General features: G+C 39.4%; 11 protein-coding genes and 2 pseudogenes. 6 read left to right on the top strand and 7 right to left on the bottom strand.

Annotated elements, in window-relative coordinates; translation table 11 throughout:
- Positions 1 to 118 precede the first annotated feature (118 nt).
- The 6 genes and pseudogenes from E2I05_RS15520 to E2I05_RS22115 all read right to left on the bottom strand — a co-directional run.
- Entirely contained in the window at positions 119 to 379 is a 261-nt protein-coding gene (locus E2I05_RS15520) for a hypothetical protein (protein WP_121855247.1), read from the bottom strand.
- Positions 380 to 561: 182 nt separating this feature from the next.
- The gene (locus tag E2I05_RS15515; protein WP_121855246.1) at positions 562 to 2,583 is read right to left on the bottom strand and encodes a hypothetical protein; all 2,022 of its coding nucleotides are present in this window, start codon (positions 2,581 to 2,583) and stop codon (positions 562 to 564) included.
- 433 nt (positions 2,584 to 3,016) lie between these two features.
- A pseudogene (locus E2I05_RS23070) lies at positions 3,017 to 3,101 on the bottom strand (transposase); the annotation flags it as partial.
- A 49-nt stretch (positions 3,102 to 3,150) separates the two neighbouring features.
- On the bottom strand, positions 3,151 to 3,336 hold the full coding sequence (locus tag E2I05_RS15505) for a hypothetical protein (protein ID WP_133309406.1): 186 nt from the start codon (positions 3,334 to 3,336) through the stop codon (positions 3,151 to 3,153).
- Positions 3,337 to 3,391: 55 nt separating this feature from the next.
- The gene (locus E2I05_RS15500; RefSeq protein ID WP_133309736.1) at positions 3,392 to 4,519 is read right to left on the bottom strand and encodes an IS4 family transposase; all 1,128 of its coding nucleotides are present in this window, start codon (positions 4,517 to 4,519) and stop codon (positions 3,392 to 3,394) included.
- 63 nt (positions 4,520 to 4,582) lie between these two features.
- Positions 4,583 to 4,906: pseudogene (locus tag E2I05_RS22115) on the bottom strand (transposase); the annotation flags it as partial.
- Between the two features lie 54 nt (positions 4,907 to 4,960).
- Here E2I05_RS22115 and E2I05_RS15490 point away from each other — a divergent pair.
- On the top strand, positions 4,961 to 6,025 hold the full coding sequence (locus E2I05_RS15490; RefSeq protein WP_133309569.1) for an IS701 family transposase: 1,065 nt from the start codon (positions 4,961 to 4,963) through the stop codon (positions 6,023 to 6,025).
- A gap of 132 nt (positions 6,026 to 6,157) precedes the next feature.
- On the opposite strand, the gene E2I05_RS15485 is transcribed toward E2I05_RS15490, so the two are convergent.
- Positions 6,158 to 6,550: a helix-turn-helix domain-containing protein gene (locus tag E2I05_RS15485; RefSeq protein ID WP_133309734.1), complete on the bottom strand. Its 393-nt coding sequence runs from the start codon at positions 6,548 to 6,550 to the stop codon at positions 6,158 to 6,160.
- A 637-nt stretch (positions 6,551 to 7,187) separates the two neighbouring features.
- On the opposite strand from E2I05_RS15485, the gene aptA reads away from it, so the two are divergent.
- Genes aptA through E2I05_RS15460 form a run of 5 tightly spaced genes read left to right on the top strand, consistent with a single transcriptional unit; the run spans position 7,188 to position 12,893 of the window.
- On the top strand, positions 7,188 to 8,507 hold the full coding sequence (gene aptA / locus E2I05_RS15480) for an omega-aminotransferase AptA (RefSeq protein ID WP_121855049.1): 1,320 nt from the start codon (positions 7,188 to 7,190) through the stop codon (positions 8,505 to 8,507).
- A gap of 9 nt (positions 8,508 to 8,516) precedes the next feature.
- The gene (locus tag E2I05_RS15475) at positions 8,517 to 10,007 is read left to right on the top strand and encodes a CoA-acylating methylmalonate-semialdehyde dehydrogenase (protein ID WP_121855048.1); all 1,491 of its coding nucleotides are present in this window, start codon (positions 8,517 to 8,519) and stop codon (positions 10,005 to 10,007) included.
- 17 nt (positions 10,008 to 10,024) lie between these two features.
- Positions 10,025 to 11,269 carry a Zn-dependent hydrolase gene (locus tag E2I05_RS15470; RefSeq protein ID WP_121855047.1) on the top strand — a complete coding sequence of 415 codons (1,245 nt, stop codon included), beginning with the start codon at positions 10,025 to 10,027 and terminating at the stop codon, positions 11,267 to 11,269.
- Positions 11,269 to 12,711, top strand: coding sequence for a dihydropyrimidinase (gene hydA / locus E2I05_RS15465; RefSeq protein ID WP_121855046.1), 1,443 nt, complete (start codon positions 11,269 to 11,271; stop codon positions 12,709 to 12,711). Before E2I05_RS15470 ends, hydA begins: the two co-directional genes overlap by 1 nt.
- Positions 12,708 to 12,893 carry a hypothetical protein gene (locus tag E2I05_RS15460; protein WP_121855045.1) on the top strand — a complete coding sequence of 62 codons (186 nt, stop codon included), beginning with the start codon at positions 12,708 to 12,710 and terminating at the stop codon, positions 12,891 to 12,893. Before hydA ends, E2I05_RS15460 begins: the two co-directional genes overlap by 4 nt.
- Positions 12,894 to 13,192: the final 299 nt, after the last annotated feature.

Genomic DNA, 13,192 nt, shown 5'->3' with positions numbered 1-13,192 from the left:
CATTTTTTTGAATTTGAAATTTTGGCTAACATCATTTAGAAAGAACTAAGTGGACATATAACCTTTACATGTTCCTAACTTATTTAAAATAAAGGAACTCTCTTCTTATATCTTCACATTATTTAGGCTGAGCACCCATTTCAGAAATGGTTTCGTTATTAAAATATGTTGATATTTTGGCGTGAGATATCTCGGTAAAGGTTACTGACTCAACTCTATCTAAATTAAGTATCACGTTTAAATCATATGTATTACTGTTGATTAAGAATGAGATAGCAAGCGTTTGCTCAACTTTCGTCTTGTAATTTAACAAAGCAACTGACGTATCTTTTGTCATTAGATGAGTGGGAACATGGACTGTTTGGATTTCGATAGCCATTGATAACCTCCCATAGCTATACCTTTTCTAGCATTCAGTTTTATTAGCGTGAGCTTTCTGATGTAGTATTAAGTCTTAGCTATTAAGAGTCAAATCTTGCTGTTTTTCCAGATTATTTGCGCAAATTACTGCTTGGCGTAAATGATACGGATCAGTTGATTCGTATCATTTTATCAACCCGTTTAATAGTCAAGCGGCAAACCACGTCTATCAGGCGAAACGTGATAGAATGCTTCGGACATTGCAGAGTGATCAAGAGTGAAAATATCATGGTTAATAACTTGACCATCACGATAGTGTCGTCCCCAATAGACTTTATTCCCCCATCCGATTAATGCGATGTTGTCAGGGAAGTCCCTTAGTAAATTAGCGTGATTTCTACGGAACTGGGGAGGAATTGTAATTGTCATCACAGTGTGACCTGAATCGGTACGCTGCACCTGCCACCAACGCTGTTCCTCGATAATTTGCTCTAATCTATGAGGATTGCTATTTGCGTCGACTCGCAGAAGTTGCATTCCATGCTGCCCATCTGAGTGTATAAAAAACTTTAAATAGTAATCTTCAGAATCTAAAGAATTAAGTCTGTTTCTTTTAACAACCATTCCATCATTTACGGAGTCGTTAATGATGTCATTTTGGATACTATTTGCAGTTCGATTGAAATGATTATGAACGTTTGGCTTGACGACTTGGTTACAGCCAGAAAAGTAATATCTAGACTGATTGCAATCTCTTAACCTTGAAAACAAAAATTGTTCACCGGATGAACTAAGAGTTAAATTATATGCTGATGAATCAGAAACAAATGTTTCCGACTGACCAAAAGCATTACGCCAATGCGACAAATTTCGGTTGGTATCATTTTCAGTCAATACCATTTTGGCGTTAAGGCTTTCAAGTGAATACTTTCCTCCGGACACATTCACTTTATTGGCTTGTGCTCCTTGATTTGTTAATACAAAATCGCCAGTTGGAAACTGTTGGACTGTGTATGTGGAGTTTATGTTTTGAAATTCACCATCTACGTATGCTTTTTTCCCACTGAAGTTTTCATTTCCAAAAATTGAATTTATAAATTCTTTCGGGCTAAACTCACCAATCGAATGTTTACGTTTATAGTTTCGAATTGTGAAACTTTCTGCTTCAGAATCAATGACATCTTGGCCAATAAATGATGCTCTTACACCAAAAACACTAATATCATCCGCTCTCGGATGAAAAATGTTTTGCTTTTGTGTTTCCGTTGAATGATAAGCATCAAATAGATTGAGAGGTGATGCATTTAGTTTTCGACTCATCAAACTTATTTGTTGATTAACGACTTCGCGCATTTCCATTTGAGTTGATTCAAGTGAAGGTAAGTTTTGTGCGTTATTGGAGCTTGTAGATAAATCATTTCTATTAATGACGCTCATCTGTTGAATGGTACCTGGAAGACTCTCTTTGTGTCTTTCAAAGAAGTTTAGTACGTCATCAGGAGTCAGCTCATTATTTTGATTGATGGTATGTAGCTCCGAGTGCATCACATTAATACCGCTGAGTAGTTTATCAATAATTAAAAATTGGATTTCTTTGTGTTTGTTATGTTCAAGACCCAATAATTCGCTCAGTTCATGGGTGTTATGGGCTAGCATTTCTGTAGCAATGCTAGAAACTTGCATCATGTGCATACTTTCTTTAAAAGTGTGCGAACTTGTTTCAACGGTGTTTAATGAGTTTATGAGGTTGTTATTGAACGAGAGACTTGAACCCATCAGTTTGTTGATTATTTGTTTAGCTTTACCATTGTTATGTTCAAACTCAGCTTTGTAGGCAGTGAACGTTGAAAAAATATTAAGTTTGTTTGATTTCGGGAGGGCTCGTAGTAGATAAGGTTTTTGAATAAAGCTCTGCGTGGCTTCATTCATCGTTTGCTTTGTAATTTCAGCTAAAAGAGGACAATTATTTAACTGATTTTGAGTTAAATTAATTAATGAAAATTCACTCTTAGAATCAGTATAAGTTACGGGCTCGTTATCTTCACATAGCACAGAGCCATTGCAGTCTAAGCATATTGTTGCATTTGACAACTGTGAGTCAGTAATTGCGCCTTTAAGAGTCAATGAGCCTGACTGAGTTTTTTGTGCAATAGAGCTATTTTTATTACAGGCTACAACAGCGCTTAACGTGATGAAGACTAAAATGATATGACGTAGACTCATAAGTTACTTCCTTGAACTTAACAACAAAGTTATCGAAACTTAAACCTAAAACATCAGTTGAACCTTGAGTATATGAGTAACTGTTTGAGCAATACGATGATTTTATCATCATGGCTTTCACCCAATGAGTGAAGTGCTCTACGCTCACAAGCTTGCAAAAATGACTGCTATCTGCGTTGTAACTTTTACAAGTAGAATAACGGCTTGCTGCAAACTACGCCTTATGGTCAGCCATTTTTTCTACGCTTGAGAACGCAGTCAACTGATGTTTCTAAGTTAAAAATAGAATACATTTTTACAGCCGACAAATTTTCTAGTGTGGTTACTGCTGATTACTTAAGTACCTAACTAAAAGTTATCTCATATTTTGAATGATAATTATCCAAAATAGTTTCGACTTCTTTTTTGAGTTTGGAGTAAGTTTCGTAAGCACTAATGGATAACCACTCGTATTTGATTTTTCGCCATAGAATTTCGATGGCATTAAGTTCGGGGGAATACGATGGCAAGTATCTAACCTCTAAGTTGTATTGCCCTGCCCATAACCCAATGGCACTAACTTAAGAATTACTTCTGATATACCTTAAGCCTACGTGCTTGCTTTCTTGAATGTTGTAACCTTGGTGTCGGTTTCGGTCGCCTTTTCTTTGCTCTCGGTTCTTTTCTCCCTGGGCGATTGCCAACGATATGCTCGCCGATAATATCTGCTATCACATCCAATAAAGTGTCAATGATCCCTTCGGTGGCTTGCAAAAGTAATATCTGAAAATCTTGTAATGCGTCATGTGCGGCTTTAAAACTTGCCTCTCTAGGCGATATTCCTTTTTTTTTCTGCCGCTCGGCACATAAGTGCCCTTATCATGTTGTAAACTAACAAATGAACATCAATTTCCTTACGCACCATATCTGGACTACCACACCTTAAAATATCCATTTTCATCATGGTCTTGATTGACCTAAAATCCAACTCGATATGCCATCGTGAAACGTATAAATCAATAATATCTTGCTTCGGATAGACTTCTTTATCCGTGAGCGTGGTAACAATGATACGTTTCTTTGTTCCTACCATTCTGACGATAAGCTCTTCTGGCACTTGAGCGTAACCCTCTGGGGTCATCCATTCTGGACAGGATGGACGAATTAGCTTAAATAAACCATCTCGCTTACCCAGCTTTTCTTCACAGGTTCTGAAATCGACATTTCTGGCTCCGTTTTTTTCGAAAACAGCATCAACGCCTAACCCCATTAGTCCTACAAGAACAAAGTAGTTTTCGAAATTAGCATCTCCCAGCACAATGTCACCTTGTTTCAAGTCTGACTGCATACTTCTTAATAGTGCCTGCTCGCCAGTACCTTTCCCTTTACAAGGTGAAACAGCCGAGTCAATGACTGCACCGCTACCCAAAGAAATTAACACTAAAATCCGCAGCTGAGGAAAGCCCAGCCCTTCTTTTTGTGATTTAGGTTGAGGGAATTGGGCTTGGTTCTCGTGCGTATCAGGCATAGATAGTGTTGAGCCGTCAGTTAATAGCACTCTACGACCATGCCATAAGTATTTCCCTTGAATCGCTTCATCTAAGTTTTTTCCTGATTTCTTCAATAGCGATTTAATTGACTCTGGAGATAACCGTTTTCTTGCTTTACAGTAGGGACCTGTAATTGTGCTGTTTTTCTCTCGACCTATAGCAATTTGATCTCTAGCGTCACTGATTAGTGTGCAACGACAAGACTTGTTTTCACTGGCAACTTGCTTCATGAAAAGCGAAAGTGTGTGGCAGGCGGGATACTTGCGTACTCTTTGAGTATTATCTTTTTGAAAATCTTCTAAATCTTGCAGAGTGAGAATTGAAGAAAGTTCATCTTCTTCCGTTTGAGCAAAGCGACGTAACAATTCTGGGGCATCATTGAAGAATTGGCGAGTTGTAGTATTCATGGCGTGACACTAGAAAAACCTTAATCTGTATGATTTACTCTCTATTGTTCAATTAGTAAACCTTCAGCTAAATCTTAAGTTAGTGCCATTGGCCCATAACCAAGCATGGTTTATGAATTTTTCCGATGTGTGAGTTGGAGCATTATCAATATAAACAATGGTTTTCTTATTACTTGAAAGCTCTTTTGCCAACTTTTCAAAGGCTTCGATAACGATGTCTGTATTCACTGTGCACTCAACTTCGTGGTAAACAACCTTACCTTGCCTACTCAAAAAGCCAAGTACGTTTAGTTTCTTGCTGTTTTGATATGCAGTGCATTCAATAGCAACGCCTTTTTCACTCCAACCATACGGTAAGTTCGACTTCTGGGAAAAGCCAGATTCATCAAAATAATAAACTCATGTTACGCACCGCCTAAAAATTAGTGGCATAATCAAGCTATGAACGATGAATTACTAGAGCTGTATAGCGATTACCAACTATCTAGCTTTGGACAAGTAACAGCAACAGGGATGTCAGACTTACTAGATGGTGCTTACAGTCATGATCAGGTAACAAGACTCCTTTCTACTAACGAGTTCACCAGTAAAACTCTTTGGGGAATGGTTAAATCCACTGTAAGACAGGTCGAAGAAGATGATGCCGTTCTTATTTTCGATGATACGATTGAAGAAAAGCCTTATACGGACGAAAGCGACTTGATCGCTTACCACTACGACCACACAAAAAATCGAACCGTTAAAGGGATTAACCTTCTTAATTGTCTTTACTACTCCCAAGGTGTATCAATTCCAGTATCTTATAAGTTGATCACTAAGCCAATTCCCTATTGTGATCTGAAAACTAAGAAAGTTCGCAGAATGTCTGAAACAACTAAGAATGAAGATTTTAGAGAGCTTTTACAAATTAGTTACCAAAACCAACTTAAATTCAAATATGTTCTAGCAGACAGTTGGTTCTGTTCAAATGAAAATATGGTGTTTATCAAACACAAATGCCACAAGGATTTTATCATGGCGTGCAAATCTAATCGTCTTGTTTCTTTGAGTGAAGATGATAAGAAGCATAAGAAATCACAACGGGTTGATACACTTGAGTTTCAAGAAGGGCAGTCTGTCAAAGTTTGGATATCTGGGGTAGATTTTGAGTTACAGTTATCCAAGAAAGTCTTTAAAAACAAAGATGGAAGTACAGGCGAGCTTTACTTGTTATGCAGTGATTTAAGTTGTGATGATGAGTTCATCCAAGCGGTCTATCAAAAACGATGGAACGTTGAACTCTTCCATAAAAACCTGAAGTCAAATGCGGCAATTACCCGTTCTCCAGCACATACAGTTAAAACACAAAGTAATCATCAATTTTTATCAATTTATAGTGCATTTAGGCTTGAAACCTTAGCTTTAAAACTGAAAATGAATAAATTTCAACTGAGGGCGAAACTGTATATAAAAGCATTAAAAACAGCCTTTACAGAACTTCAAACTCTAAAAGCTGTTAGTGCGTAACATGAGTAATAAAGATCTATTACCCCTTCCTTTTCCATTTCTACACAACTCACTAATTCATCGTAGGCTCTTTCAAAATAGACTTCATTTCGCTGTTTTTTAAGTGAATGTCTCATGCGTTTATGGCTGTAGTTAAATTTTTTTTATCGTCCGTTTTACTGTGCCTAGACTGCACTCTTTACCTGTTGAATTCTGTATTAAAGACTGCGCTCTTTTAAGTTGATGAGGCTCTTCATCAACAAATGATTTTAAGAGTGAAGCTTCCTCTTGAGAGTAAATGCTAGGTCGACCTGAATGTTTGTCATCAAATAAACTTGAGACACCTTGCTCGTACCAAGCGGTAATCCAGTTTGATACTGTAATTTCGCAAACTTCGAAAATGTCAGCTATCTGTTTAATTGAAAACTTCTTATTACTTAACAGAAATGCGTGTGCTCTGGTTCGACTACGATGTTTGGGATGATGTGCTACGGCTGCTTTCAATGTTTCAATTTCAAATTCTGAAAGTGCTACGACTCTTTTCATGATAACTCTCGCACATGAGATAAAACTATATTTAGGGTACTAATATTTAAAATAAAATTTTATGAGGAACTTCAATTTTCTGAATAGTTTTGTGATTTAAAAAACTTTTAGTCGACTACTTTATACCAATTACAGTAATTAAATGCTCAACTCAGAGCTATGTATGCGCACAAAGTACAAACGAAATTGATGAAAACATAGTTATCTACGTTGAGATAATTTTGTGAAGTAATTTTTGCGCATACAAGCTCCCGAAGGGCAAGACTAAAGGTTTCCATTACTGCGTTGCACGTTCTTGAATTATCCCGATAGTACTTCGAACATGCGCCTTGTACTGAAAACCTTTATCTCTTGCTGAGTGAGAGATTAATTACTGTAATTGGTATTATTTGGTAATAGAGAAAATTAAACCATTTACTCCGCTAGAATTGATGAAAAAACCATTCTTTAGCTAGGCAAAATCGATCACAAATAAACGATAGATATTATATATTTTAAAAATATTTATTAATTCCTTAAATTCAATGTACTTTCTTGATTACTCATAATATTCAATGCGACAAATACTCGATGGTGCGATAAGGATATTAAATATTTCAACGAGTTAACTTTAGTATGCAGAGGTAAAGGTTAACAGATGGTAAATCAAACAATAGAAGAACCTTTAGATGCGTATTGGTTACCGTATACAGCAAACCGTCAATTTAAAGCTGAGCCAAGGATCATCACTTCAGCACAAGGCTGTTATTTAACGGATAGTGATGGAAGGAAAATATTTGACGGGTTATCAGGGCTGTGGACGAGCGGTCTAGGGCACCAGCAGCCGAAAATTGTTGAGGCAGTAAAACAACAACTTCAAACTTTAGACTTTGCACCATCATTTCAATTTGCACATCCATCTGCGATTACTTTAGCACACAAAATCGCGTCCTTAACCCCTGATAAACTCAACCGTGTGTTTTATACCAACTCGGGATCAGAGTCGGCAGATACCGCGACAAAGATTGCGAGAGGCTATTGGCGTCAAAAAGGCGTTGCGTCAAAAACAAAAATTATTGGTCGCATCAAAGGCTATCACGGCGCAAGCTGGGGAGGTATTAGTTTTGGTGGAATTGGCGGTAACCGAAAGATATGGGGGCAGGGAATGGATGCCGATCATATGCCACATACTCTGCTTGAAGAAAATCGATTTACTAAAGGTATGCCTGAATACGGTGCTCATCTCGCAGACGAACTTGAAAATATTATTGCCTTACATGACGCATCAAATATAGCGGCTGTGATAGTGGAGCCATTTTCAGGTTCGGCGGGAGTCATCATCCCTCCACAGGGTTATTTACGTCGGCTGAGACAAATATGCGATGCGCATCAAATTCTATTGATTTTCGATGAGGTGATTACTGGTTTTGGGCGAACTGGTTCGATGTTTGCCGCGCAAGAGTTTGACGTAATACCTGACATTATGAATCTTGCAAAACAACTCACTAACGGTGTAGTGCCTATGGGCGCTGTAGTTTGCAGCGATGAAATCTACCAAGCTTACATGGATACTGATAAACCGATTCATGATGTCGAGCTTCCACACGGCTATACCTATTCAGGCCACCCACTTGCTTGCGCGGCGGCGATTGCTTGCTTAGATGTATTGCAACAAGACGCCATTCCTCAAAGAGTTAAAAAACTTACCCCGTATTTTGAAAGTGCGGTACACAGCTTACAAGGTGGCAAATACATCACTGACATTCGCAATTACGGACTAGCAGCGGGTTTTACCATTGAGCCTTACTCGAAATCGTTAACGCAGCGGCCGTTTGAAATCGCAATGGCAATGTGGCGAAAAGGCTTTTATGTTCGGTGGGGCGGGGACACCATACAATTTGCGCCTCCATTTATCGTTGAGAAAACTCAAATTGACGATGTGGTCACTGCTCTTGCAGATGTATTAAATCAAATTTAGGTGATGATAATGAAATATTTAGGTCACATCATTAATGGCGATGTTTTTTCTGAAAGCAAGCGGACGCTTTCGGTATTCAATCCCGCTACAGCACAGCAAACTGCCGATGTTGAATTAGCCTCACAAGTGATTGTCGATGAAGCAGTAATTGCTGCGCAAAACGCAATGAAGTCTTGGCAACTAACGCCAATAAATCATCGAGCAAAAATTATGTTTCGCATGAAAGTATTGATAGAGCAAAACGCTGACAAGATTTGCAATATGCTGACAGAAGAACACGGAAAAGTCATTGATGATGCGAGAGGGGAGCTGGCAAGAGGCATTGAAAACATTGATTTTGCTTGCGGTATAGCTCAATTACTGAAAGGTGAGCATAACTCAAATATCAGCACTAATATTGATTCATGGAGTGAATTTAAACCACTAGGGGTCGTAGTAGGCATCACTCCTTTTAATTTCCCTGCAATGGTGCCACTTTGGATGTGGCCAATTGCCATCATGTGCGGTAATACTTTTGTACTCAAACCTTCCGAGCAAGCGCCGAGTGCTCCTTTCTTTATTTGTGAACTTGCTCAACAAGCCGGACTTCCAGCTGGAGTGTTAAACCTCGTGAACGGAGACAAAATAGCATCTGAATTATTGATAAACGATCCGTGTGTTAAAGCTGTCAGTTTTGTAGGTTCAACGCCAGTGGCTAAGTCAATTTATCAACAAGCCGCGCTAAATAATATGAGATGCCAAGCACTCGGCGGAGCAAAAAATCACGCGGTTGTTATGCCTGATGCTGATATTGATTTTGTAGCTAATTCGCTTATGGGTGCCGCATTTGGTTCATGTGGTGAGCGCTGTATGGCGATTTCAGTAGCGGTAGTGATTGGCGATGAATGTGCAGATTTACTGGTTCAGTCGTTAAAACAGCGAATAGATGGGTTAAAGGTTGGCTCGGGCTTTGATACACAAAATGAAATGGGACCTTTGATCTCAAAAGTACATAAAGAACGTGTTGAAAAACACATTGAATCAGGCATTGAGCAAGGTGCCAAGTTAGTCAGTGATGGTCGACAGTTATTTGTAGAAGGCTTCGAGTCGGGGTATTTTTTGGGAGGGACTGTTTTTGATCATGTCACATCCGATATGGATATCTATCAACAAGAGATATTTGGCCCCGTTTTATGTGTCATGAGAGTTAAAAACCTTGAGGCGGCCTTAGCTTTAGTTAATAAACACCAATATGGAAATGGCACTTGTATTTTTACTCAAAACGGCAGTGCCGCGCATTATTTTTCTGAGAATGTAGCAGCGGGAATGGTCGGTATTAATGTGCCTTTACCTGTGCCGATGTCGTGCCACAGTTTTGGTGGTTGGAAACAGTCAATTTTTGGTGATTTGAATGCATACGGTCCAGATGCCGTTCGATTTTACACACAGCGTAAAACAATAACCAGTCGCTGGAAAATACCCTCTCAAGATCACTCTGCTCAGTTTTCTTTTCCCAGTTAGCATTATCGAGGTACTTCATGGATTCAATCAGAGTTAACGGCCAACGCCTTTGGGACTCATTAATGGCCATGGCACAGTTTGGAGCAACAAAAAAAGGTGGTTGTAATCGCTTGGCTTTGTCGGATGAGGATAAACTGGCGCGTGATCTTTTTTGTCAGTGGTGTAATGAAGCGGGCTGCACGGTAACAATTGATCAATTTGGAAATATTTTCGCTAAACGAAAGGGCAAAAATAAGGGCTTACCTTCGGTTGCCACAGGAAGTCATTTAGATACACAACCCACTGGTGGAAAGTTTGATGGTGTGTTTGGCGTATTGTCTGGTCTAGAGGTGTTGAGAACCCTGAATGAGCATAATATTGAAACTGATGCACCATTTGAATTCACCGTGTGGACAAATGAAGAAGGTTCAAGGTTTCAACCAGCTATGCAGGGATCTGGCGTATTTGTTGGGCGATTCGATCTTGAAACTGAGTGGAATAAAAAAGACATCAATGGCGTTTGCTTACGTGACGAACTTGAGAGAATAGGCTACTTGGGTTCAGAACCTATCGGGCAACGGAATATAGGCGCATTTTTTGAAGCGCATATTGAGCAGGGACCAATTTTAGAAAAACAAGAACAGCAAGTAGGGATTGTGCGCTTAGGCCAAGGAATACGTTGGTACGATGTTTATGCAACGGGTCAAGAATCACACTCAGGCACAACGCCAATGGGGTTCCGAAAAGATGCATTAGCCGCAAGCTGTGAAATTATCACTGAGATAGAAAAACTGGCGAACAACGTTGAACATGCGGTTGCAACAACAGGTTTTTTGCAAGTCAGTCCGAATTCAAGAAATACCATAGCAGGCTCTGTCAAGTTTAGTGTTGATCTTAGAAATCCATACCCCGATGTACTTGAGCGAATGCATGATGAATTTAATCAGCTTTGCAATGATGTGTCATTAAATCGAAAAGTCGATATTAAAGTTGATCACTTTTGGTACTTTGCTCCTGTCGAATTCAAAGCTTCACAAGACGTCAAGCAAGCCGCAGAAAAGTTAGGCTACACCCATATGGATATTGTTGCAGGAGCAGGCCATGACGCCTGTTATATGTCAGACATAGTGCCGTCAGGCATGGTGTTTACACCATGTGAAAATGGTATTAGCCACAATGAAATAGAAAACACCACTCTTGAGCAATGTGAAGCAGGTGCCAATGTATTACTGCACACGATGTTAGAGGCCAGCCAGCGACTTGCTAGGCAGGAGGTAGAGTAATGAGCTTATTAATTAAAAATGGCAACATCGTGACTCATGATCAAGCCTATCGAGCTGATATTCTTTGCGATAACGGTGTGATTACAACTATCGAAAACAGCATTCTAGAAACGTCAAGCATGGAAGTTATTGATGCCGAAGGTTTACTGGTCATGCCGGGAGGCATTGATCCTCATACCCACATGCAACTTCCCTTTATGGGAACCGTTGCCATTGACGATTTTGAATCTGGCACAAAAGCGGCTTTGGCTGGTGGCACTACGACCATTATCGACTTTGTCATACCAAACCCACAACAACGAATCTTGGATGCTTATCATCAATGGCGTGAATGGGCGGAAAAATCAGCATGTGATTATAGTTTTCATGTGGCAATAACATGGTGGGCTAACAGTGTTTACCAAGATATGAAAACACTTGTTGAACAATATGGCGTCAATAGCTTTAAACATTTCATGGCGTATAAAAATGCCATTATGGCGACAGATGAAATGATGATAGCCAGTTTTAATCGATGCTTAGAGTTAGGCGCAATACCAACGGTACATGCTGAAAATGGTGAGCTTGTATACCATTTGCAGCAATCATTATTGGAGAGAGGAATAACGGGCCCAGAAGCTCATCCATCATCTCGACCACCCATAGTTGAGTCAGAAGCCGCGAACCGTGCAATCACTATTGCCGCTGCAATTGGGAGCCCGATTTATATTGTGCATATATCTGCTAAACAAACTGTCGATGCGATTCAGTACGCTCAAAATAATGGCCATAGAGTGTATGGAGAATGCTTAGCGGTACATTTAACGATGGATGACAGTGTTTATCAAAATACCAATTGGGAATATGCCGCGGCTCATGTAATGAGCCCTCCTTTTCGTCCGAAAGTGCATCAACAGGCACTGTGGAATGGGTTAACATCAGGTACATTACATACTACAGCAACCGATCACTGTGCATTTTGTGACGAACAAAAAGCAATGGGAAAAGAAGATTTTACTAAGATCCCAAACGGAGTTTCCTCGGTAGAAGAAAGGTTAACCCTTTTATGGAACGAAGGTGTAAATAAGGGGCGAATTACCGCTAATGAGTTTGTGGCTTTAACATCCACCAATTCAGCAAAAATATTTAACATTTACCCTCAAAAAGGTGCGATTCAAATAGGATCAGATGCTGACTTTGTGCTGTGGGATCAAAATAGGAATAAAAAAATATCGTTAAAAACTCAAAAGTCGAAAGTCGATTTTAATATTTTCGAAGGGATGAAGGTCACAGGCATTCCTGTTTGTACCATTTTGGCTGGAAAAGTTGCATACCGTGACGGAGATGTAATTGCTCAGGCTGGTGATGGGCGTTATATCAACAGAGACACATTTGCGCCTTACTATTCGGCAACCAAATTGAAAAATCAAATCAATCAAGCAAAAGCAGTTGACAGAAAATGAGAGTGGACGCTTATTCGCCAGTAGATGGTTTGGCTAACAGAGTAATTTTCATCTTTTTGCTTGCCTCGATCATTGAAGAAGCTGATTCATTAGGAGACAAACTAGGGTCTGTTGAACTTTCAGGATTAAATTTTGTGCTATTTGAGCATTTATTTGTTCAAGGCGTGAGCAGTGATGCTTAGCCATCTAAGTGAGCTGGTCACAACACAGAACAGTGAATGCTCAAAAGCATCGAAAAAAGAGAGAGCGTAAATTGGTCGCTCTTTCTAAATAAAAGGTGCTGCGTTATCGTTTTCTTATTTGGAAACGAAGTAACGACAGTTTTGTATGTCGATAATAACCAAACCTCACAAACTCTGCCTTGCATAAAATAACCAATTTATCGCTGCAAAAACAATCACGAAAGATCAACAGACCCTAATACCATGTATGGACTCTCCCCATTTGCAAGGCATTAATTATTAAAAAAAAGGGTTCATTG

It is taken from the genome of Parashewanella spongiae (genome assembly GCF_004358345.1).
Taxonomy (GTDB): domain Bacteria; phylum Pseudomonadota; class Gammaproteobacteria; order Enterobacterales; family Shewanellaceae; genus Parashewanella; species Parashewanella spongiae.
Note: the sequence above shows the minus strand (reverse complement) of the source record. Positions and strands in the feature narration are given on the sequence as shown.